Genomic DNA, 21,139 nt, shown 5'->3' on the forward strand with positions numbered 1-21,139 from the left:
ACTGCATCACGAAATTTAGAGCCGTTTCCCGGCCCTTCCAGATGCCGCGCGATCTGATAGGAGGACGGGATTCCTTCTTCAAAGGCATCGACGTGAAGGCAGTCATTTTGGCCGGGGGTCTGGGCACCCGGATCTCCGAAGAAACGCACCTGAAGCCCAAGCCCATGGTGGAAATAGGCGGCAAGCCCATCCTGTGGCACATCCTGAAGATGTATTCGCATCATGGCATTCACGACTTCGTGATCTGTTGCGGCTACAAGGGATATGTCATCAAGGAGTACTTCGCCAACTACTTCCTGCATATGTCGGACGTCACGTTCGACATGAGCACCAATCGCATGGAAGTTCACCAGCGGCACGCCGAACCCTGGCGGGTGACGCTGGTCGACACGGGCGAAAGCACCTTGACGGGCGGACGCCTGAAGCGCGTGCGCGACTACGTCAAGAATGACGACGCTTTCTGCTTCACCTACGGAGACGGCCTGAGCGACGTGGACATCGGCGCGTCGATCCGCTTTCACCGCGAGGCCGGCCGCCTGGCGACGGTAACGGCGGTGCAGCCGCCGGGACGTTACGGCGCGCTCAAGCGCGAGGGCAATCAGGTGACGGGCTTCACCGAGAAACCCCGCGGTGACGGCGGCCTGATCAATGGCGGCTTTTTTGTGCTTTCGCCCGCTTGCCTGGACCGTATCGAGGGCGACCAGACCAGTTGGGAGGGCGATCCGCTGACTTCGCTTGCGCGCGACGGCCAATTGATGTCATTCGAACATGAGGGTTTCTGGCAACCCATGGACACCTTGCGGGAAAAGAACCTGCTGGAAGACCTATGGGCGTCGGGTCAAGCGCCGTGGAAGGTCTGGGCGTGAAACAGCCGGACGACACTGTCCTGGCCAATCCCGATCCCGCCTTCTGGCAAGGCCGACGGGTGCTGCTGACCGGGCACACCGGTTTCAAGGGAAGCTGGCTCGCCCTATGGCTGCATCGCCTGGGCGCCCAGGTAACGGGTATCGCGCTGGCGCCAGCCGGCGAACCGAATCTGTACGAGTTGGCGCGGGTCGGCGATCTCTGCGACAGCCACTACATCGACATCCGCGACGCGCACGGCTTGGCTGACCAAATCCGCCGGTCCAGGCCCGAAATCGTTTTCCACCTGGCCGCGCAAGCGCTGGTGCGCACCGGATATGCGGATCCCCTGGGAACTTACGCCGCCAACGTCATGGGCACCGCGCATGTGCTCGATGCGCTGCGTGGCCTGGACAGCGTAGCGGCCGCAGTGATGGTGACGACGGACAAGGTCTACCGCAACCTGGAACACGCCTATCCTTACCGCGAGGACGATGCGCTGGGCGGGCATGACCCCTACAGCGCCAGCAAGGCGGCCAGCGAACTCGTAATAGCCAGCTACCGCGACACCTGGCTTTCCCCGCAGGGCCTGGCCATGGCGTCAGCGCGGGCGGGCAATGTGATCGGCGGGGGCGATTGGGCGGCCGACAGGCTGATTCCCGATGCGATCCGTTGCTGGCAATCAGGTCACCCCTTGCCGATACGCCGCCCCCAGGCCATCCGGCCCTGGCAACACGTATTGGAACCGGTAAGCGCCTATCTGCGCCTGGCTCAAGCCCTGCATGCCCGGTCGGCGCCCGCCGCCGCATACAACTTCGGCCCCCACACGCACGAGGCCGCCACGGTGCGTCAGGTCATCGCCTTGGCGCGGCAGGCCTACGGCCACGGAGACATCCAGTGGGGCGACGGCACCGAAGGGCCGCATGAGGCCGGCTGGCTGGCGCTGGAGATCGCCCGGGCGCGCGAAACGCTGAACGTGCACCCGCGCTGGGACCTGGAGACGTCGATCCGCAGAACCATGACTTGGTACCGCAACCAGCGCGCGGGTGCAGATGCCCGTGCGCTATGCGAGGTCGACATTCAGGCTTTCGAGGCGCTGGGAGCAGCGCCATGAGCCGTTTTGCGGTCACAGAAATCGGCATCGAAGGCTTGCATGTCGTCGAGCGCCAGCGCCTGGGCGATGAGCGAGGATTCCTGTCGCGGCTGTTCTGCGCCGAGGAACTGGCCGCGGCCGGCTGGCACAAACCCATTGCGCAAATCAATCACACCTGGACCCGCACCAAAGGCACGGTGCGGGGCATGCATTTCCAACGCCCGCCGCACGCCGAGATGAAGCTCGTGAGCTGCGTGCGCGGCGCGGTATGGGATGTGGCCCTGGACCTGCGGGCCGGGTCACCCACCTTCCTGCAATGGCACGCCGTCGAGCTATCGGCCGACAACGCCCGCGCCCTGCTGATTCCCGAGGGGTTCGCGCACGGTTTTCAAGCGCTGAGCGAGGACTGCGAACTGCTGTACCTGCACTCCGCCCCCTATGCCGCCCAGGCCGAAGGCGGCATATCAGCCACCGACCCGGCGCTCGCGATCGAATGGCCCCTGCCCCTCGCCCTGCAATCTGAGCGCGATCGAGCGTTTCCCAGGCTGCCCGAGGACTTTACCGGATTGGACCTGAATCAATGAATTGCCGTCATTGCGGCGCCTTGCTGCGTCATGCATTCCTCAACCTGGGCTACGCTCCGCCCTCCAACGCCTACTTGAAAGCCGAGGATCTCGCACAGCCCGAGACCTACTATCCGCTGAGCACCCGCGTCTGCGACCAGTGCTGGCTGGTGCAAACCGAGGATTACGCGCAGGCAGACGAACTGTTCGGCCCGGAATACGCCTACTTTTCCAGCACGTCCAGCGGATGGCTGGCCCATGCGCGCCAGTATGCGCAGGCCATGACCCGACGTCTCGGACTGCATCAAGAGAGCTTCGTGATCGAGGTCGCCTCCAACGACGGCTATCTGCTGAAGAACTTCGTCGCGGACGGCGTTCCCTGCCTGGGCATCGAACCGACGGCCAGCACCGCGGCCGCGGCTGAAAGCATCGGCGTACCAGTGCTGCGCGAGTTCTTCGGCGAATCATTGGGCCGCCAATTGGCCAGCGAGGGCCGTCAGGCCGACCTGATCGCGGGCAACAACGTCTACGCGCACGTGCCCGACATCAACGACTTCACGCGGGGCTTGGCTGCGGCCCTGAAGCCCGAAGGCACCATCACGCTCGAGTTCCCGCACCTGCTGCACCTGATCCAGAACAACCAGTTCGACACCATCTATCACGAGCATTTCTCTTACCTTTCCGTGCATGCAGTGCGGCGGATCTTCGAAGCCTGCGGGCTGCGCGTCTACGACATCGAGGAGCTGCCCACGCACGGCGGCAGCGTGCGGATCCACGGCTGCCACGCCGAGGCGGCGCTCGAACAACAGCCCGACGTCGAGCGCGTGCTGCGGCTGGAAAAGGAAGGAGGCCTGCTGGACCTGGCCACGTACCAGGCCTTTCAGGCGCGCGCCGACCGCGTCAAGAACGATCTGCTGGCCTTCCTGATCGAGCAAAAGCGTTTGGGCAAGACCGTAGCGGCCTACGGCGCGGCAGCCAAGGGCAATACGCTGCTGAACTACGCCGGCGTCAAACCCGACCTGCTGCCATTCGTCTGCGATGCGGCGCCGGCCAAGCAAGGCCTGTACCTGCCAGGCAGCCACATCCCCATACTTGCGCCGCAGGCGTTGGCCTCGCAGCGGCCGGACTATGTGCTGATCCTGCCGTGGAACATCGCGGCGGAGGTCAAGGAACAAAACCGGGGCCTTGCCGAGCAGGGAACGAAATTCGTGGTGGCAGTACCGGAGTTGAGACGCTTATGAACCAGACGGTTCTACTGACGGGCGGCACGGGTTTTGTGGGCCGTCAGATCCTTAAGTCGCTGACAGCGCAGTCCATAGGAGTGCGCCTGGTCGTACGTGCCGGCAAGGAAAAGCAAATACCTGCGGATGCACCCGTCGAGAAAATCCTGACGACCGACGATTTGTTCAACGAACCCCACGACTGGTGGGTTTCCGCGTGTCAGGGCATTGATACCGTCATCCACGCGGCCTGGTTTGCGGAACCAGGCAAGTACTTGAAATCGCCCAGGAACCTGGATTGCCTGATCGGAACCCTAGCACTGGCGAAAGCCTGTGGCGAAGCCGGAGTGCGCCGGTTCGTCGGCATAGGGACTTGCTTCGAATATGACCTGGGCCCGGGCCGCCTATCCGTGGATACGCCCCTCGCGCCCGTCACGCCGTATGGGAGCGCGAAGGCTGCAGCGTTCTTGGCGCTATCACAGTATCTGAAAGAAGTGGGCGTGGAGTTTGCCTGGTGTCGGCTGTTCTATCTCTATGGTGAAGGCGAGGACGAGCGACGTCTGGTGCCGTATTTGCACAAGAGCCTTGCAGCCGGACAGACCGTCAGTCTGGGCAGCGGCGATCAGATCCGAGATTTCATGGATGTCGGCGAAGCCGCCGAGGTGGTGGTCAATGTCGCTCTGAGTGCTAGGCAGGGCCCGATCAATGTCTGTTCAGGCGTACCCGTCACCGTGAGAGCCTTGGCGGAACGCATTGCCAATGAGTATGGACGACAGGATCTGCTCGCCTTTGGGATGAGGGCTGGTAATGACGTCGATCCGCCTTGCGTAGTTGGAGTAAGAAACGACACATGATGAAAGACCGAATGAATCGCCACCGCGTGCTCTACGAACAGCGGCAACTGCCAACCTTCCAGAATCGCATGTACACCTCGCGGCATGAAGCCTTGACCTGCCCAAAGGGCGACGTGGTGCTGGTGGAAGACCTAGAAACCGGCCTGATTTACAACGCGGCCTTCGATCCCACGCTCATGACCTATGATGAGCATTACCAGAACGAGCAGGCCCACAGCCCCAAGTTCCAAGCGCACCTCGCGTCTGTCGCGGAGGTCGTGGAACGTGGGCTAGGCAGAAGTGATTTGGTTGAGGTGGGATGCGGCAAGGGTTATTTTCTGGAAAAACTGCGGAATAGAGGGATTGGTATCACTGGCTTTGACCCCGCCTATGAGGGCGACAACCCAGATATCAAGAAGCACTATTTCCAACCTGGCACCGGCATCCGGGGTAAGGGAATTGTCCTACGCCATGTGCTCGAACATGTTCAGGACCCCCTCTCCTTTCTCGGGCAACTCAAACAAGCCAATGGCGGCCATGGCCGGATCTATATCGAAGTACCCTGCTTCGACTGGATATGCGCGCGCAATGCCTGGTTTGACGTGTTCTACGAACATGTGAACTATTTCCGACTGACGGATTTCGAGCGCATGTTTGGCCAGGTAATCGAAAGTGGCAGACTTTTCGGCGGGCAATATATCTACATCGTGGCCGAACTGGCGTCCTTGCGCGCTCCAACATACCAAGCCGCGCATGCTGCTGCGTTTCCGGAGAACTTCACTAGCCGAATTGCAGTGGATTTGCCGCAAGGGCGACCGGCCGCCGTTTGGGGGGGCGCATCAAAGGGCCTCATCTTTACCCTGCTCAAAAATCGGGCGGGACAAGCGATCCATACCGTCATCGACATCAATCCAGCCAAGCAAGGACAGTATCTGGCGGCAACAGGGGTACAAGTGCGCTCGCCCAAGCAAGCTTTGTCCGAACTGCCATCGGGCTCAGTGATCTATGTCATGAATTCCAATTACCTAGACGAGATTAGAGCCATGTCCAACAATGCGTATGAGTATATCGAAGTCGACCACGAATGCGCGGCCGCGCAAAAGCCAGACGGTGAAAAGTAGAACTCCGCGAAGGACGTTCTAAGGCGGGAACAGTCAGCAACCCAGAGGACGTGTTCCCGTGGACTGCGGACACAAACGCCGGCTTGCCACCGGCGCCCGCAACTGCCATCCCGGTGCAGTCAGCCCCGTCCCACCGCCCAGCTGGAGAACATTTCGCGATAGGCGGCTTCAAGCTTCGTTATGAATGCCTCCTGATCCATGAAATCACTGCGCATGAAGCGATCCGGCAGGGCCTTCCGGATCGCCGCCAACGCTTCCACGTCGGACGCCAGGGCAACAGCCTTTTCCACGTAGTCCGCCTCATCATCCGCGATCCATTCCGTATGTCCCAGGCTGTGCAGCGGAGATGAACCTAAGCGCCCAACACTCGGTCGGTCCATCAGCGTAATGAACGGAATCCCGACACAGAGCATGTCAAGCAAGGTAGTACCCGAATTATGTGGAAAGCAATCGAGACCGATGTCGGCGTGGCGCAAGGAATGCCAAGGAGGGCTGGTGTAACCCATCATTAGCCGATGTGCAGCGATTCCCTGTTCGGCGAACTTTGCTTGCAATGAGGCACAGGTTTCAGCGTCGGCAAAATCAAAGCTGTTGAGGACCAATCTCGAACGTGGAACGCCTGCCAGGATGCGAGCCCAAGTGCGGATCACCCGATCATTAATACGGACAACGCGCGACAGGCTAACAAAAGTAATAAAACCTTCTTCCAATGCCGGCAGCGAACCCGGTTTGGGAACATCGGCCCAGTGCGGCTGGTAAACGCCCCAACTGCCCTCGAGCCGCCACGGCTTTTCGGCGAACAGGTGCTCCGACCCTGTAGGGCACAACACTTCGTTGCCCAAGAAATAATCGATGGCCGATACGCCCGTGGTGTAGCCACAGCCAAGCCACGCAAGCGAAACAGGGGCGGGCTTGCGCGCAAAAACCCCTAATCTGTGGCCACCCGTATGCCCAGACAAATCCACCAGAATATCAATGCCGTCGTCTCGTACGCGCCGGGCGGCCTCGTCGTCCGTCATACCATACAGAGGCACCCAATGATCAGCGCGCTGGCGATAGCGCGTGGTAGCAGAATCTTCAACCGCCATGTTGGCGTAGGCATAGATCTCGAAAGCCGATTTGTCGTGACGCGCGAAGACCGGCTCCAGGAAACGGGACACGGCGTGCTCCTTGAAATCCGCGGATACGTAGCCGACCTTAAGCTTTCTTTTCAGGTTGCGCGAATTTCTGTGCGCTTTCCAGTTCGCGTAATGCGGTCGGCACAATTCGTTTTCGAATGCCTGGAAGTCCTGGAAAATCTGGTCGGCGCTGCGGTCGGGATCGTAGTTCGCAAAGAACAGGAGATTGTGATAAATCGCTGCCCGGTAATCGCCAACCGCGTCGGCACGACTCAGTAGCTCGCGGCAAAGGGCGATGCCCTCGCGGATCTTGCCCTGGCGTGTATAGACGGAAACCAAATTGACCCCCATGGTACGAAATGCCGGATCGGCGGCCATTCCATAGGTCAGATACTGCTCCGCCGCCGCAATACGGGCCGAGTGCAGGCAAGCCAGCGCGACCGCATTGATCAGCTGTCCCGATCCGGGCCGGCCATACATTGCAAGGCGGCCCACGCGGATGGCTTCCTCGTTATGCCCAGCCTGCGACAACGCAATAGCGAGTTGCTCGGCATAGGCTGGATCAGCCCGAAAGCGGTCGCGCATCTGGCTGAGGACACCAAGCGCTTCGTCGTGCCGTCCCAGCCCCGAGAGGCTGCGCACCAGCGCCGTCCAGCCTTCCATGCGAGCAGGCTGTCTTTCAATCTCACGGCGGGCCAGCGGTTCCACCTGGCCGTAGGCCAATTCATCCAGGAGTCTTTGCAGATGATCCAGCCGCGCCTGTTCCTGCGGCGTGCCAAGTCCGGAAGAAACCACCGGCGTGTTATCGACCAGGGCTGCCTGGACATAGAGCGACCAGCACGCGGACTTCCCGTGGTGTCTATCGAGATTCCGCCCAAGCAAGTCCAGCCATGCAGTCTTCGAACCGGTTAACAGCCCGAATTTCCAGAGTTTGGACAGGACGCCGATGTGCACCACTTCTTGGGCACTTGCTAAATCAGACAAGTCGTGGGCGCTCTGCTGAACCCTATCGAGGGTCTGGGCAAGGAATGCGTCTGCGTCGTTCCGGACAGTCTGGTAGGCCACGAACTCTCGTTCAGGGCCCGTCAATTCGGGATCGACCGCGACGCCCCAGAAGTTCCACTGCACCACGGCCTGCGTCGGACCGCCACTGCCCTCAGCCTGGTCGCCGGCTGGGGACGGGCGCGGTTGCGTCAGCGAAGGCGCCAAATACAGGTGGCCGTCTTCCAGCCCGTCGCAAGGACCGGCGCCCAGGCAGTAATGCAGCATGTCCTCGGCGAACAGCAGGCGCAGGAAGGATTGGACTTCATCGCGGGAAAGCCCGGCAGCATTCGACCACTGCTCAACCGACAGACTACGCGGCCAATGGGCGGCCAACGTGTCCAACAGCCGGGCGTCATTGGCGCCGGCAATCGTCCAGAAGCGTCCCTGCTCATTCCGGTAAATCTGGCCCGCCTGCGCCGGCCGCCAATCACTAGGTTCGGCGTAACCCGCCCAGCGCAGGTCGGCCAGGCGTTCCAGGTCGGGTTGAGTCCGGATGCCGGTGCCACGATCCGCGCGCGCCAGCAATGCGTGGCGCTGGGCGCGCCCGCTGGCGAAATCCAGGTACTGCAAGCGGGTGGCCTCGGCCTGACCGAGACCCAGCAAGCTGTTGGTGGCCCGCACGCCATCGCCCCAATGCCGCGCCACATCCAGCTGAGGACGGGCATCGCCCACGCAGGCCAGGCCAGCCTGCAGGGCGCGTTGCGCGAATTCCACGAAATAGCTGCCCGCGACAGTGGGGCTATTGAGGATGACGTCCAGATGGCCTCGCTGGATGTCGGCTTTCATGACGCCAGCGGCTTCGCGCAGCGCCGGCGCCAGCGGATTGGCGTTGGCCAGGCCATCTTCGAACAGGCTCAAGGCGGCCAAGGCCTGATCACGCAGCGACTCGGGCGACGTGTCTGCGGAGATGTTGTGCAGATGCAGCAGGATCGCGTCGCGGACGATCTCGAATGTCTTGGCGCCGGGATAGACCGGATAGCCGATGCAGGCCAGGCCGGAGGGCGAGAGCAGGCTTTCGCAGGTCTGCAGCAGGTAGGTGGCCGCTTCGGCCGGAAGGTAGCCGTACAGGCCCGGGACGAGGATGTAGTCGAACCGGCCCAGGTTCCCGTCGATCTGGTCCAGGCTGGTGGACAGATACTGCAGGTTGTCCGGCGTGGCCTGAGCCGTGGCGTGTTCAGACCCGCCGATGCTCACGACCAGGAATTGCGCCCGCGGGTACGCCAGGGCGAGCGGCGCCAACGCCGGCTCGGGTCCCATGCCGATGCACAGCACGCGCGCCTGATCTATTGCCGGGGCATCGATGCCATACAGATAGGCGGCTGCGCGCAGTCGATCCAGGCTGGGCAAGGTGGCAATAGGTGTCGTGGACATGATTCGTGCGTGATTGTGGGAATACGGGAATGCGCACGATGATACAGAGCGGACCTAGCGCAGAAAGCCTGGAAAAGCGGCCTAAGATGGGTGTACGGCGTGCAATCGAACGGCGACGAATGATTTGCGCCTTCACCCGACGACGCCGTAGCGCGCCAGGCCCGATGCCTGTATAAGCACCGGGCCTGGTTGGTCTGAGCCGCTGGCGGCAAACCTCTCAATGGCCGTGAAGACGGCTTACAGCCCCATCGCCGGATCCGTCACCGACGAACGACCGGTTTCCACGCGGCCGGCGTAGCGGCGCAGATAGGCCGGATCCTCGGCCAGGCGCACGGTGAAGTCGTACCAGCCCTGGCTGCCTTCCAGCGCCCAGTGCTGTTCGACCTGGCCGCCCGCGGGCACGGTGAACTTCCAGCGCTCGTGGTTGGCGTAATAGGCATTGGGCGCGACTTCGAAGGTGCAGGGATTCTGGCCGCCGTTGATGAAGCTGACGTAGACGTCGCCCTTGGCGATTTCATAGCAGACCCGGATTTCCGCCGCCAGCGCCGACGTGCGGGCCAAGGCCAGGTCGCCCGCGAAATGACGGTGGTAGCCGTTGGGGCCCAGCACCCAGAGGTCGTACTTGCCGCCGTCGGCCGCCGCGTCCCAGCTGCCTTCGAGCTGCTTGTCCGGCTCCACCGTGTAGCGGCGCGGCAGGCGGTCCAGGTGCAGGCGGTCATAGACATGGAACACCGCCGCCTGCTTGCCCGTATTGGAGAACACCAGGCGCATGGCGCCCGTGTCGGGCTGGGCGCGGCCGCTGGTGTGCAGTTCGTAGGGCAAGGCGCGGGAATAGCGCACGCCCTGCTCCTGCACCGGCTTGGCCTGGGTGCTGGGGTCGGGCAGCGGCACGGCCTGCAGCGCTTCCTGCGCGCTGCGCTCACTGTCGGAACCCGCGCGGGTCAGCAGATTCAGGTCGGGCAGCTTTTCGTTATTGGGCGTGGCGAAGTTGAAGGCCGAGGTCAGGTCGCCCAGCACCGCGCGGCGCCAGGGGCTGATGTTGTCCTCGGCCACGCCGAAGCGGGCTTCCAGGAAGCGCAGCACCGAGGTGTGGTCGAAGGCCTGGGAATTGACCCAGCCGCCACGGCTCCAGGGCGACACCACGTACATGGGGACGCGCGGGCCGGGGCCATAGACGCGGTCGTCGGCGGCATCCTGGGCCGAGGCATGGGTGTGGCGCTCCAGGTCGGTGTTGACGGTGGAGGCGCCGGCCATCGAGCCGTCCGGATTCAGCGAGGGCGCGGCGGGCGGCGGCACGTGGTCGAAATAGCCGTCGTTCTCGTCGAAGTTGATGAGCAGCACGGTCTTGCTCCAGACCTCGGGATTGGCCGTCAGCGCGTCCAGCGCTTCCTGGATGTACCAGGCGCCCTGGATCGGGCTGGACGGACCGGGGTGCTCGGAATACGTGGCGGGCGCCACGATCCACGACACCTGCGGCAGCGTGCCGTTGAGGGCGTCCTCGCGCAGCGCCTTCAGGAAGCCGCCGTCGGGCATGGTGTTGGCCGTGCCCTTGTAGAGCGGGTTGGCGGCGTCCATGGACGGGGTCCAGGCCGGGTACGGCGCGCCGTTGGCGCTGTTGCCGGCCAGCTCGTTGGCGCGGCGGTACTGCTTGAAGCCGGCCAGCGAGTTGTCGCCGAAGTTCTCCGGCAGGTTTTGGTAAACCTTCCAGGTGACGCCCGCTTCCTGCAGGCGTTCGGGATAGGTCTTCCAGGTCCAGCCGGTGGACGAGGCGCCCAGGCTGTCCCACTGGTTGCGGGTCGAAGGACCGTTGCCCAGGGACAGCGGGTCGTTGGTGCCGGTCCAGAGGAACAGGCGGTTGGTGTTGGTGCCGCCGTGGGTCGAGCAATGGTAGGCATCGCACAGCGTGAAGGCTTCGGCCAGCGCGAACTGGAACTCCACCTCCTTCTTCTTGTAGTAGCCCATGGACTGGTTCTGCTTGTAGCGCGGCCAGTGGTCCATGCGGCCGCCGTCCCAGGCCATCTGCGCGTCCATGTAGTCGTGCGGCGTGCCGGCCACGCGCTGGGCGTTGCCCTGCGTGCTGTCCAGGTGATACGGCATGACAACGCGCGTGCCGTTGCTCTGCTCCCAGACCGAGCGCTTTTCAGGCAGCGGGATGGTGATGCGGTCGCCGAAGCCGCGCACGCCCTTGAACGTGCCGAAGTACATGTCGAAGGAGCGGTTTTCCTGCATCAGGATGACCACGTGCTCGACGTCGTTGATGGTGCCGGTGCGGTTGTTGGCGGGGATGGCCAGCGCGCGGCGGATCGCCGGCGGGAACATCGACAGCGCGGTCAAGCCTGCGGTCGAGGCGGCCGCGTTGCGCAAGAAACGGCGCTTGCCGGCGTGGACCTGGTCTTTATCGAACGTCACGGATTCTATTCCTATGGATCGGGTGGACGCGCGGCTCAAGGCGCGCAACGCAATTCGGGTTTGACGGGCTCGGGCTTCGGCGTCTCGGGTTGGCCCGTGCCGGGGTCTTTGCCGCCGTCGCTGTCGCCGTCATCGCCGCCGCAGGCAGCCAGCGTGGCGCTCAGCATCAGCACCGCGCCCAGGCGCAGGAAACCGCGCAAGATCATGGACATGCTCATTTTTTTATCCTCGATACATCAGGGAAACAGTTCGGAAACGGACTTGCCGGAAAGGGCGAGCGACTTCACTTCAGCTTCGGTGAGCGCGCGCGACCAGTACGCCAGGTCGTCGAAGTACATCGTGTAGGGACCCTTGGTGCCGGCGCAGCAGACGCCATAGGTGCCGCGTCCGTCTTCATTCAGGCCCAGGTGCGGACCGTAGACGCCGGCGATCTTGGTCAGGTCGACCGAGCCCGTGCCGATGGTGCGCTGGGAGAAGCCCAGTTCGCTGTCGTAGACGGACGCCGTCAGGGTCTTGGCCGTCTTGTTCACGGTCATCGCGACGTAGACCGGCTTGTTCGGGGTGAACTTGACGTTGTTGATGTCTACCCGCGAGCCGCCGCCAGCCAGGTTGAAATACAGCACCGGACCGGCCCACTGCGCGATGGTGATACCGGGGTTGCCGCCGGAGTTGTAGTCCTTGTTGCCCAGGATGGAACGGTCATTGGCGGTGCCATCGGACTGATACCAGAAGCCGATGGTGAAAGCCTGGGCCGCGTCCAGCATGCCGGCCGGATAGTCCAGCTTGAAGCCGCCCAGGGCCGCCGCGCTGCGGTCGTTCTTGAACATCTTGCCGAACACGCCTGCATCCGCGTAGGCCGGCGCCTGCGTGCCGTCGAACGGCGTGATGGCTCCGCCGCCGGCGGCGAGGTCGGTCATGTTGCCTTCGAACGGGAACAGCATCGTCAGGCCGGTGCGCAGCGAAGCCAGCAGCGGCAGCGGCTTGGTGTAGGCCACGGTAGTGCGCGCCGCGCTGACCGCGTTGCCGACCGCCACGCTGTAGTTCAAGGTGTGCACGCCCTCGGTCTCGAACTTGAAACCCTTGTCGACGTACTCGGCGGCCGTGCCGGGCACGCGCGCGATCTCCACGCCGTCGCGGCTGACCACGATGTCGCCGGCGGGTTCGCCCACGCGCACCCAGCTCAGCGTCACGCTCTTGTTGTCGGTGGAGGTGCGGGCCGCGGTGTGGCGCAACGCCAGCTTGCCGGCAAGCGACGTGCCCGCCATGTCGTACTTGGCGGCGGCCGGCAGCGCCTTCAGATGGTCCAGCACCGTCGGCGTCACATCGGCCGCGCTGGGCAGCGCGTACCAGTTGTTGTCCCACAGGCCGTCAAACGATGCATCGTCGGCGCTGCCGCCCAGCAGCGCAGGCTGGTTGGCGGCCAACAGGATGGTCTTGTTCGAGGACATGGGACGGCCGTCGCTGGCGCCGGTCTTGCCCAGGCCGTGGCTGGAAGCCACGATCACCAGCCACTTCTCGCCCGGATGCTCCGCCTTGCGGTCGGCGATCTGCTTGGCCAGCGCGCCGATGGCGGCATCGGCCTGGCGGATCGCGCTGTCATAGGCCGAGCCGAAGCCGTTCTCCGAGGCCACGCGTTCCGGCGCGCCGAACTGCGCCACCACCACGTCATAGCCTTCGGTAATGCGGTCGCGCGCCTGGGCGGCGACGCAATCGTCCGCGCCTGCACAGTCGGTCAGCGACTGCAGATAGCCCGCGTCGCGTTGACCGGCGATCAACCCGGCCAGCACCGTCGAATTGAAGGCGGCGGCGCTGCGCGCTTCGGGACGCGCCTGCTTGACGCGCTGGAACAGGGTCGGCGATTGCAGCGTTTCGCCCTGCACGCTGTAGCGCACGCCATGCTGGTCGGCCCATTGCCCGGTCAGCAACGTCGCCCAGCCCGGCGCCAGCAGCGTCGGCTGCTGCGTGGGCGCGTCCGTCACGCCGCCGGTCCAGGCGCGCGTGGCATTGAACTGCGCGATGTTGGGCAGGAACTTGTCGGCCACGCCGCGGCGCATCGCGTCGTAGGTCAGGCCGTCGACGCCGATGAACAGCACCTTGTCGGCGGGCGTGGGGTCCGGCTGGGTCACCGGCGGCTGGGTCGGCGGCGCTTCGGTGTCGTCGTCATCGTCGCTGCCTCCGCAGCCCGCCAGGGCGCTGGTCGCCAGCAGGGCCGCGCACCATCTTCTCCAATTCAATGCTTGCATGCTTCTCTTCTCTAGTCATGAACAGGGTTTTATGCAGGGCTACATGATGGCCAGCCAAGGTGAAAGCCCCGTGAAGCAAAGAAGAGAAACCTTGATCGACGGATCAGGATTCTTTTGCGCGCGATCCGCAAAAAAAAACGGCTTCCCGAAGGAAGCCGCGGCACAGCCGGAGGCAGGCTGGCGCCTGCCGCAAGCCTAGGCGCCGATCTTGACGCCGGTCAGATAACCCACCGACGCGCCAAAGCCGTCCTTGTAGTTGGCCTTGACCAGGGGTTCCAGCGTGGGCCGCACCACCGAGTGCACGCTGCCCCAATCGGCCGCGTGCTGGAAGTTGCTGGTGATGTAGGTCCAGCCGTTGATCTCGTCCACGGCCTGCAGGCCGGTGGATTCCGCGGCCACCGGGCAGGACAGCAGGCGCGACAACTGCCTGGTGTCGACGTTGTAGGCCCACAGGAAGTTGTTGACGTGGCCGCCGCTGTCCTCGCCCACGAAGAGCGTGCGCAGCTTCTCCGAGAACTTGAGGTTGTCGGGGTTGGAGATCTTGTCGGCGGCGTGGGTATTGCCCAGCGCATCGCGCGCGGCCAGCACTTCGCCCACCAGTTCCGGCACCGCGGCCATGTCCACCGGCACCCAGGCGCTGTCGATAGCCTTCCCGTCGGTGTCGACCTGGCCTTCCTTCATGTGCAGCTGGTAGACCGCGCCCGCCGCCGGGCCTTCGACCTTGAAGCCGGGCGACAGGCCGTCGGTCATCGAGCTGTCCACGCGCGACATCGCGCTGTAGGCGATCTTGTCCTTGGCGTTGACGGTGGTGCCCTCCATCTTGGAGAAGGCCAGCGTGCCGCCCACCATGGCGGCGTAGCGGTGGGTTTCCAGAAAGGCCGCGGCCACGTTGCGCCCCGGCTGCAGCTTGACCCAGTTGTCCTTGCCGGAATAGCGGATCTTGGTGAAGGCGGCATCCAGCGGGTCGGCGGTGCGCACGTCCATGATGTCGGCGGCGCTCAGCTGGTCGGCCAGCGCCTGCACTTCCGCGCTGGTCGCGTGGCCCAGCTTGATCCAGGTCAGCGTGCCGGCGCCGGGACCGGTGCCCGAGGTCTGGTTCCACTTGGCGACATACAGCGTGCCGGCCGACAGATCGGCCTTGCGGTCGGCCACGAACATGAACAGGCCGCCGTTGGTGGCGTCGTCGCCCATCAGCGCGGTGCGCTGGTCCGGCATGACCTGCACCAGCTCGTGCGAAATGCGGCCCATGCAATAGTGCTTCTTGATAGTGCCGGTGCCGTCCGGGTTGACGGTGACCTCGGGCATGTGGCCGTAGTGGTAGGGATTGGCCTTGGCCGGATCGCCGTAGAGATTCTGGCTGTAGGCCTGGAACGAGGACGACGCCTTGGCCGTGGTGGCGTCGGGCTCGTACTCTTCGCTGGACAGATGGGTGTTCCAGGGCGAGAGGCTCGCGCCACAGGTGATCCACAGGCCATGCACCGACGACGTGTCCACGGTGTGGTACTTCACCAGGCTGAGCTTGCCGGTGTTGGGGTCCTGCGACAGCGTCAGCACCGCGATCTGCGACGGCAGCAGGCCGTACATGTCCTTGCCGGCCTGGTCCATGGACTGGTACTCGAACTGCACCACCGCGTACAGCGCGTTGCCGGCCACGCCCGCCACCTTGGTCGGTTCCGACAAGGACAGCAGCGACATGCCGTCCGGACAGTTCGAGAAGAACTGCCGCGCCTTCGCGGGCACCGAATTGTCGACGATGGGCGCGCCGGCCAGGTTGTAGTAGCCGCCGGCGACCACGGTGCCGCCCTTGCCGTCCGGCACGGCGTCGCCCGTCATGAAGAAAGGCTCGTAGCCCAGCTCGACGCTGCGCTTGGAGCCGTCGCTGAACGTCAGCTCCAGCGCCGAGGCGACGGTGGTACGCGCCATCAGTTCAGGCTGGGACAGCGAGGGCGCGGCCATGGACCTGAAGGAGGCGGACTTGAAGGTGACCGGCGCGACGGGCGGCGTGCTGTCGTCATCGTCATCGCTGGAATTACAGCCGGCCAGCAGCGCGGCCAGGCTGACGCCGCCCAGCGGCAGCATCGGCGCGCCTCCCAGCATTTTGAGGAGTCGGCGGCGATTGGCTTGGTTCAGGTCTTGCATGCGGGTTCCCTGTTGGAAAGGAGGTCTGCCCGGATGCGGCATCCGGACTTCAGCGCATGCTAGACATGGGGCATGTACGAACGATGACAGAAGGCCCCGCGCAACAGGAGCGATGGCAGATACCGCGGGTCATCGCAAGCCTGTCATGTAGCGACGCTATAGTCGGCCCGTCGCAACCCGCCCTGCCCGCCTGTTCCATGCCCTTCTCCCTGCGCCCGAACCTGCCCGCCGCGTTCCGCGTTCTTGCCGTGCTGGCCCTGGCCGCGGGCCTGGGCGTATGGGCGTCGATCCTGCTTGCGCCCAAGGCCGGCGCCTTGCCTGCGGCGGTATCGGCGGGAGCGCCGCGCGCCGCCGACAACACGCCCGTGGCGCTGTGGTTCGGCAAGGACGAAGCCATGCGCACGCAGATCACCGTGCTGGGCGTGATCGCCGCGGGCGCCGACGGCGCCGCCGTGCTCAGCGTCGACGGCGGCCCGCCGCTGGCCTGGCGCGCGGGCGGCGAAGTGGCCCCCGGCATCGTGCTGCGCGCAGTCGCCGCGGACGCGGTGACGGTGGAACAGGCCGGACGCTCAAGCCGCCTGCCAGCGCCGGCCGCCCTGCCCGCGCCCGCCGGCATATCGCGCGAAGAGTAGGCCGCGCCGCGCGCGGGCCGGCTCTTTGCGCATTTGGCGGCGGCGTGAGTATTGCTGTCATATTTCATGTCCACAATCCTCCGCTCCTACTGAAAGACCGGAGTCATCAAGTGCGTCAGTTACCGCGCGGGCTTGCCCGCCAGCAAGGTTTCACCCTCATCGAGATCATGGTGGTGATTGTGATCATGGGGATACTTGCGGCGTTGATCGTCCCCCGCGTGCTGGACCGCCCCGACCAGGCCCGCCAGGTCGCCGCGCGTCAGGACATCGCCGGCATCATGCAGGCGCTGAAGCTGTACCGCCTGGACAATGGCCGCTACCCCAGCACCGCGCAGGGCTTGCGCGCGCTGGTGCAGAAACCCGAGGGCGCGAACAACTGGCGCGGCTACCTGGACAAGCTGCCCAACGATCCCTGGGGCCATCCCTATCAATACCTGAGCCCTGGCGTCAAAGGCGATATCGACGTGTTCTCGTTCGGCGCCGACAACAAGCCCGGTGGAGAAAGCGGCGATGCCGACATCGGCTCCTGGGAACTCTGAGCGCGGCTTCACGCTGGTCGAAGTCCTGGTGGTCCTGGTGATCGTGGCGATCGCGGCCAGCATGGTGAGCCTGTCCGTCGGCCGCGGCGACAACCGTCTGCGCGGCGACGCTCAGCGCCTGGCCGACGCCTTCACCGTGGCCCAGAGCGAGGCCCGCAGCGACGGCCGTCCCATCCGTTGGCTCGCCAATGGACAGGGCTGGTCGTTCGAACGCCAGGGGCGGCTGCCGGGCCCGAACGCCGAGGAAGACAGGCCGCTGCCGCCGGACCGGCTGGAACGCGACGAGGTGCTGCGCCCGCAATCCTGGTCGACGGCGCCGGTGGCGCTGCGGCTCGATCCGGACCGGCCGCTGGTGTTCAACACGGAATGGGTCGCCGCGCCCGTCACGCTGACGCTGAGCGCGGGCGATGCCCGCGTCACCTTGCGGCGCGACGCCGCGGGCCGCTATGAAATTCAATGAACCGCCCCGCCCGCCCGATCGGCAACGCGGGTTCACGCTGATCGAAGTGCTGGTGGCCCTGGCCATCATCGCCGTCGCCATGGGCGCCGCCCTGCGCGCGACCGGCGTCATGGCGGAGAACAACCGCGCCCTGCAGGACAAGACGCTGGCGCTGCTGGCCGCGCAGAACGCGCTGGCCCAGTTGCGGCTGGAACAGGCGCTGCCGCGCGCGGGCACGCGCAGCGCGCCCTGTCCGCAGGGCGGCCGGGCTTTGCAGTGCGAAATGGAGTTTACGAATTCGATGAACCGCAGCTTCCGCCAGGTGTCGATCAAGGTACGCGACGCTGGCGCCTCGCAGGCGGACGCCGTGCTGCTGCAGCTGGACGGCCTCTTGTCCAGCCTGCGATAGCCATGCGCCGCCCTCCCCGATCCCAAGCGGGCTTCACGCTGATCGAAGTGCTGGTGGCCCTGGCCCTGATGGCGCTGGTCAGCCTGATGGCCTGGCGCGGCCTGGCCAGCGTATCCGGCGCGCGCGAGCGGATCGAGGCGCAGGCCGAGGACATCGATGCCATCGTCCGCACGCTGGGCCAGATGGCGCGCGATGTGGAACTGTCGTACACCGGTCCCGGCTTCGAGCCGGCGGGCCTGGATGTGCAGGCTTACACCAGCGGCCTGCGCCTGCTGCGCCGCGCAGGCGGCGGTCCCGTGTTCGAGATCCTGCGCCCCGACCCGGACGACAACGGCCTGTGGCAGCGCGTGCAATGGCAGGTGCGCAAGGACGGCCTGTGGCGCGCCAGCGGACCGTCGGCGGCGCGCAGTCCGCTGCCCGCGACGGACAACGGCATCCTCCTGCTGCCCGGCACGCGGGCCTTGACGCTGCGCGCCTGGGTGCCGGGGACCGGTTGGGTGAATGGCGAAGGCGGTCAGGCCGCGGCCCCGAGCGGCCTGGAGATCGCGCTGGAACGCGGCGCGCCGGGATCCCCCGAGCGCTACACCCGCGTGCTGGAGCTGCCATGAGCCGTCCGCGCAACGCAGAACGCGGCGCGGCGGTCATCAGCGCGCTCATCATCGTCGCCATCGTCGCCGCCCTGACCACCGGACTGTTCCAGCGCCAGACCGCCAGCACGCGGCGCGTGGAAAACGAGATGGCGCGGGTGCAGGCGCGCGCCATGCTGGCCGGCGGCATAGACTGGGCCCGCCTGATCGTGCGCGACCACAGCAAGCGCGAACCGATCACCCGCGGCGACCAGATATGGGCCACCCCGGTGCTGGACACGCGCATCGAACGGCCCGGCGACGAACGCGTTGCGGTGTTCTCCGGCCGCGTGCAGGACGAGCAAGGCAAGTACAACCTCTATAACCTGGCGAACAATGGCGTGCCGCAGCCCGAGCAGGAACTGGTGCTGCGCCGGCTGCTGAACACGCTGCAGCTGCCCGACACCCTGGCCGCGCGCATGGTGGACATTATGTCGGCCGCGCAGCCCGTGGCGCCGCCGGCGGATGCGGCTTCGGCGCCGCAGGGACGGCCCGCGCCCGACGCCCGCGCCCCTTTGCCGCGCGGCGTGGACGAAGTGGCGGCCCTGCTGGCGCTGGAGCCGTCGGCGCGCAACGAGCTGCGCCGCACGATGACAGTGCTGCCCGTCGCCACCAGCGTCAACGTCAACACCGCGCCCGCGGAGGTGCTTGCAGCGCTGGTGCCCGGCCTGTCGCTCAGCCAGGCCCGTTCCATGGCGGGCGAACGCGACCGCGGCAACTGGTTCAACAATTCCGGCGATTTCGCCAACCGCCTGGCCGGCGCGGGCGTGAAGACGCCTGCGCCGGCCGTCGCCACCACCAGCGGCTGGTTCCTGGCCAGCGGCACCGTGGCCTATGAGCGGGCGCGCATCTCCATGCAGGCGCTGCTGCGCAGCTCGCCGCCCGCCGCCCCCGACACCTTATGGACCAGAGAAATTCCTTGAAGAACATCCTGCGCATCGCGCTGCCCCCGCTGGACGAGTTCGGCTCCGGCTCTCTCCTGCCCTATGCCTGGTTCGACCGGCGCGGACGCTGCGCCCGCCAGGGCGAGCTCACACTTGAAGCCCTGGGACACGCCTACCCCCACGCCGCCTGCGAAGCCGTGCTGCATCCTGCCGACGTGATCGCCGCCAGCGTACAGATCCCCGCGGTGGCGCGCGCCCGCTTTGCGGCCGCGGTGCACAGCGCGCTGGAGCCGCTGGTGCTCAGCGACCTGGACGCGCTGGCCATCGGCCACGGCCCGCGCTCGGCCGACGGCACGGTGCCGCTGGCCTGGGCCGCGCGCGAACCCGTGCGCCGCGGCTGGAGCCTGCTGAATGCGCAGGGCTTGCGCACGCAGGCGCTCATCGCGCCGCAAGCGCTGAGCGCCGAGACCACGGAACCATTGCGCGACCCTGCCGATCCCCGCTGGCTGGCGCCCTCGCCTTCGTGGTCGCTGGCCATGCCCCAGCTGGCGCCGGCCCGCGTTTCGGCCTGGCGCCCCGCCTGGCGCTGGGCCGCGGCCGCGGCAGTCGTCTGGATAGGCGGGCTGAATCTGTACGCCTCGCAGCTGCAAGCCGAAGCCGACGCGTTGCGCAATGGCATGCACGCGCAGGTCCTGGCCGCGTTCCCCGACCTGCCGGTGATCCTGGACCCGCCGCGCCAGGCGCAGCAAGGCCTGGACGCGCTGCAAGCGAACCGCGGCGCGGCCAATGCCGCCGACTTCCTGCCCCTGGCGCGCGCCGCGGCCCAGGCCCTGCCCTTCGCCGCCGACAAGGTGGCCCGCCTGGGCTACGCCGAACAGGCGCTGACGCTGCAGCTGGCCGACGTCGGCGAGCAGTCGCAACGCGTCGCGGAAACCCCCGCGCTGATCCAGCAAGCCGCCGCCCTGGGCCTGAAGCTCGAACGCGGCGATAACGACAACACCTGGCGCATCGTGCGCGCACAACCATGAAACTCCCGCAAGCCCTGCATGCGGCCAGGCAGTCGCTGGCCAAGACCCTCACGCCCGCGCTGACGCGCGCCGGGCAACGCTATCGGGCGCTGGCGCCGCGCGAGCGCCGGCTGGTGACCGCGGCCGGCCTGCTGCTGGGCGGCGCGCTGGTCTTCGTCACCCTGATCGAACCGCCCTTGAACACGCTGCGCAAGCTGCAGGCGGAATTACCCGCGCTGCGCGGCCAGGCCGCCACGGTCGCCGACCTGACCGCGCAAGCCACGGCATTGCGGCACAAGTCGGCCGCGCCCGCCGGCGCCATGCCCAGCGCCGCGGAGCTGGGCGCCTCGCTGGAACGCGCCGGACTCGCCGCGGAGCTATGGACGCTGGGCGAGCCCGAGCAGGGATCGGGCATGCTGCTGACGCTGAAGCAGGCGCCCTCTTCGGCCTTGCTACGCTGGCTGGACGGTGCGGCGCGCGACTGGGGCCTGGCCGTCAAGGAGGTGCAGCTCACCCGTGCCGCCAATGTCAACGGGCGGCCGCTGCCCGGCCTGGTCAATGGCAAGGTGAGCCTGATCGCGCCGCAAGCGTCGGAGCGTGGCTGAG

At 65.8% G+C, this 21,139-nt stretch carries 20 protein-coding genes; 15 read left to right on the plus strand and 5 right to left on the minus strand.

Translation table 11 applies throughout. The annotated features are described in order from the left end of the window. Positions 1–92: 92 nt before the first annotated feature. The 6 genes from rfbF to NGK62_RS23405 are packed head-to-tail and all read left to right on the plus strand — an operon-like array spanning position 93 to position 5,673. The gene (rfbF, locus tag NGK62_RS23380; protein ID WP_059374507.1) at positions 93–866 is read left to right on the plus strand and encodes a glucose-1-phosphate cytidylyltransferase; all 774 of its coding nucleotides are present in this window, start codon (positions 93–95) and stop codon (positions 864–866) included. Continuing rightward, positions 827–1,957 carry a CDP-glucose 4,6-dehydratase gene (gene rfbG, locus NGK62_RS23385; RefSeq protein ID WP_251880570.1) on the plus strand — a complete coding sequence of 377 codons (1,131 nt, stop codon included), beginning with the start codon at positions 827–829 and terminating at the stop codon, positions 1,955–1,957. The genes rfbF and rfbG overlap by 40 nt, the downstream gene beginning before the upstream one ends. Continuing rightward, complete coding sequence (gene rfbC, locus NGK62_RS23390) at positions 1,954–2,520, plus strand: dTDP-4-dehydrorhamnose 3,5-epimerase (RefSeq protein ID WP_251880572.1); 567 nt, start codon at positions 1,954–1,956, stop codon at positions 2,518–2,520. Before rfbG ends, rfbC begins: the two co-directional genes overlap by 4 nt. Next, positions 2,517–3,740, plus strand: a complete 1,224-nt coding sequence (locus NGK62_RS23395) for a class I SAM-dependent methyltransferase (protein WP_251880574.1) — start codon at positions 2,517–2,519, stop codon at positions 3,738–3,740. The genes rfbC and NGK62_RS23395 overlap by 4 nt, the downstream gene beginning before the upstream one ends. Further along, entirely contained in the window at positions 3,737–4,573 is an 837-nt protein-coding gene (locus NGK62_RS23400) for an NAD-dependent epimerase/dehydratase family protein (protein WP_251880576.1), read from the plus strand. The genes NGK62_RS23395 and NGK62_RS23400 overlap by 4 nt, the downstream gene beginning before the upstream one ends. Beyond that, positions 4,570–5,673, plus strand: a complete 1,104-nt coding sequence (locus NGK62_RS23405; RefSeq protein ID WP_251880578.1) for a class I SAM-dependent methyltransferase — start codon at positions 4,570–4,572, stop codon at positions 5,671–5,673. Before NGK62_RS23400 ends, NGK62_RS23405 begins: the two co-directional genes overlap by 4 nt. A 119-nt stretch (positions 5,674–5,792) precedes the next feature. Here the strand turns inward: NGK62_RS23405 and NGK62_RS23410 are convergent, their stop codons facing one another. The 4 genes from NGK62_RS23410 to NGK62_RS23425 all read right to left on the minus strand — a co-directional run bounded on the left by NGK62_RS23410 (position 5,793) and on the right by NGK62_RS23425 (position 13,858). Next, a complete protein-coding gene (locus tag NGK62_RS23410) occupies positions 5,793–9,206 on the minus strand; it encodes an O-linked N-acetylglucosamine transferase family protein (RefSeq protein ID WP_251880580.1) in 3,414 nt (1,137 codons plus the stop codon). Between the two features lie 237 nt (positions 9,207–9,443). Next, positions 9,444–11,615: a phosphocholine-specific phospholipase C gene (locus tag NGK62_RS23415; RefSeq protein WP_251880582.1), complete on the minus strand. Its 2,172-nt coding sequence runs from the start codon at positions 11,613–11,615 to the stop codon at positions 9,444–9,446. 35 nt (positions 11,616–11,650) lie between these two features. Beyond that, the gene (locus tag NGK62_RS23420; RefSeq protein ID WP_059374323.1) at positions 11,651–11,833 is read right to left on the minus strand and encodes a hypothetical protein; all 183 of its coding nucleotides are present in this window, start codon (positions 11,831–11,833) and stop codon (positions 11,651–11,653) included. Positions 11,834–11,851: 18 nt separating this feature from the next. After that, positions 11,852–13,858, minus strand: a complete 2,007-nt coding sequence (locus NGK62_RS23425) for an alkaline phosphatase family protein (RefSeq protein WP_251880584.1) — start codon at positions 13,856–13,858, stop codon at positions 11,852–11,854. Here NGK62_RS23425 and NGK62_RS23430 point away from each other — a divergent pair. Beyond that, positions 13,857–14,057, plus strand: coding sequence for a hypothetical protein (locus tag NGK62_RS23430; RefSeq protein ID WP_251880586.1), 201 nt, complete (start codon positions 13,857–13,859; stop codon positions 14,055–14,057). The two genes, NGK62_RS23425 and NGK62_RS23430, sit on opposite strands and share 2 nt — an antisense overlap. Here NGK62_RS23430 and NGK62_RS23435 read toward each other — a convergent pair. Next, positions 14,054–15,997 (minus strand): PhoX family protein, encoded by a 1,944-nt coding sequence (locus NGK62_RS23435; protein WP_251880588.1) that lies wholly within the window; start codon positions 15,995–15,997, stop codon positions 14,054–14,056. The genes NGK62_RS23430 and NGK62_RS23435 overlap by 4 nt on opposite strands. A 197-nt stretch (positions 15,998–16,194) precedes the next feature. Here NGK62_RS23435 and NGK62_RS23440 point away from each other — a divergent pair, with 197 nt between their 5' ends. The 8 genes from NGK62_RS23440 to NGK62_RS23475 all read left to right on the plus strand — a co-directional run bounded on the left by NGK62_RS23440 (position 16,195) and on the right by NGK62_RS23475 (position 21,138). Next, entirely contained in the window at positions 16,195–16,629 is a 435-nt protein-coding gene (locus tag NGK62_RS23440; protein WP_251880590.1) for a general secretion pathway protein GspC, read from the plus strand. Between the two features lie 110 nt (positions 16,630–16,739). Next, complete coding sequence (gene gspG / locus NGK62_RS23445) at positions 16,740–17,168, plus strand: type II secretion system major pseudopilin GspG (RefSeq protein WP_059374320.1); 429 nt, start codon at positions 16,740–16,742, stop codon at positions 17,166–17,168. After that, positions 17,140–17,628: a type II secretion system minor pseudopilin GspH gene (gspH, locus tag NGK62_RS23450; RefSeq protein ID WP_118935116.1), complete on the plus strand. Its 489-nt coding sequence runs from the start codon at positions 17,140–17,142 to the stop codon at positions 17,626–17,628. Before gspG ends, gspH begins: the two co-directional genes overlap by 29 nt. Beyond that, positions 17,615–18,016 (plus strand): type II secretion system minor pseudopilin GspI, encoded by a 402-nt coding sequence (gene gspI, locus NGK62_RS23455; RefSeq protein ID WP_059374318.1) that lies wholly within the window; start codon positions 17,615–17,617, stop codon positions 18,014–18,016. Before gspH ends, gspI begins: the two co-directional genes overlap by 14 nt. Before the next feature lie 2 nt (positions 18,017–18,018). Next, a complete protein-coding gene (locus NGK62_RS23460; RefSeq protein WP_251880592.1) occupies positions 18,019–18,624 on the plus strand; it encodes a PulJ/GspJ family protein in 606 nt (201 codons plus the stop codon). Continuing rightward, positions 18,621–19,565, plus strand: a complete 945-nt coding sequence (gene gspK, locus NGK62_RS23465; protein ID WP_251880595.1) for a type II secretion system minor pseudopilin GspK — start codon at positions 18,621–18,623, stop codon at positions 19,563–19,565. The genes NGK62_RS23460 and gspK overlap by 4 nt, the downstream gene beginning before the upstream one ends. Further along, complete coding sequence (gene gspL / locus NGK62_RS23470) at positions 19,562–20,554, plus strand: type II secretion system protein GspL (protein ID WP_251880597.1); 993 nt, start codon at positions 19,562–19,564, stop codon at positions 20,552–20,554. Before gspK ends, gspL begins: the two co-directional genes overlap by 4 nt. Continuing rightward, entirely contained in the window at positions 20,551–21,138 is a 588-nt protein-coding gene (locus tag NGK62_RS23475; protein WP_251880599.1) for a type II secretion system protein M, read from the plus strand. The genes gspL and NGK62_RS23475 overlap by 4 nt, the downstream gene beginning before the upstream one ends. Position 21,139: the final 1 nt, after the last annotated feature.

The organism is Achromobacter sp. Marseille-Q4954 (assembly GCF_943737025.1).
GTDB classification, from domain to species: Bacteria; Pseudomonadota; Gammaproteobacteria; order Burkholderiales; family Burkholderiaceae_B; genus Achromobacter; species Achromobacter bronchisepticus_A.

Coding starts and splice junctions, on each gene's coding strand:
- rfbG (WP_251880570.1), top strand. CDS start 827: ATGGGCGTCGGGTCAAGCGCCGTGGAAGGTCTGGGCGTGAAACAGCCG.
- rfbC (WP_251880572.1), top strand. CDS start 1,954: ATGAGCCGTTTTGCGGTCACAGAAATCGGCATCGAAGGCTTGCATGTC.
- NGK62_RS23395 (WP_251880574.1), top strand. CDS start 2,517: ATGAATTGCCGTCATTGCGGCGCCTTGCTGCGTCATGCATTCCTCAAC.
- NGK62_RS23400 (WP_251880576.1), top strand. CDS start 3,737: ATGAACCAGACGGTTCTACTGACGGGCGGCACGGGTTTTGTGGGCCGT.
- NGK62_RS23405 (WP_251880578.1), top strand. CDS start 4,570: ATGATGAAAGACCGAATGAATCGCCACCGCGTGCTCTACGAACAGCGG.
- NGK62_RS23410 (WP_251880580.1), bottom strand. CDS start 9,206: ATGTCCACGACACCTATTGCCACCTTGCCCAGCCTGGATCGACTGCGC.
- NGK62_RS23420 (WP_059374323.1), bottom strand. CDS start 11,833: ATGAGCATGTCCATGATCTTGCGCGGTTTCCTGCGCCTGGGCGCGGTG.
- NGK62_RS23430 (WP_251880586.1), top strand. CDS start 13,857: ATGCTTCTCTTCTCTAGTCATGAACAGGGTTTTATGCAGGGCTACATG.
- NGK62_RS23425 (WP_251880584.1), bottom strand. CDS start 13,858: ATGCAAGCATTGAATTGGAGAAGATGGTGCGCGGCCCTGCTGGCGACC.
- NGK62_RS23435 (WP_251880588.1), bottom strand. CDS start 15,997: ATGCAAGACCTGAACCAAGCCAATCGCCGCCGACTCCTCAAAATGCTG.
- NGK62_RS23440 (WP_251880590.1), top strand. CDS start 16,195: ATGCCCTTCTCCCTGCGCCCGAACCTGCCCGCCGCGTTCCGCGTTCTT.
- gspH (WP_118935116.1), top strand. CDS start 17,140: ATGCCGACATCGGCTCCTGGGAACTCTGAGCGCGGCTTCACGCTGGTC.
- gspI (WP_059374318.1), top strand. CDS start 17,615: ATGAAATTCAATGAACCGCCCCGCCCGCCCGATCGGCAACGCGGGTTC.
- NGK62_RS23460 (WP_251880592.1), top strand. CDS start 18,019: ATGCGCCGCCCTCCCCGATCCCAAGCGGGCTTCACGCTGATCGAAGTG.
- gspK (WP_251880595.1), top strand. CDS start 18,621: ATGAGCCGTCCGCGCAACGCAGAACGCGGCGCGGCGGTCATCAGCGCG.
- NGK62_RS23475 (WP_251880599.1), top strand. CDS start 20,551: ATGAAACTCCCGCAAGCCCTGCATGCGGCCAGGCAGTCGCTGGCCAAG.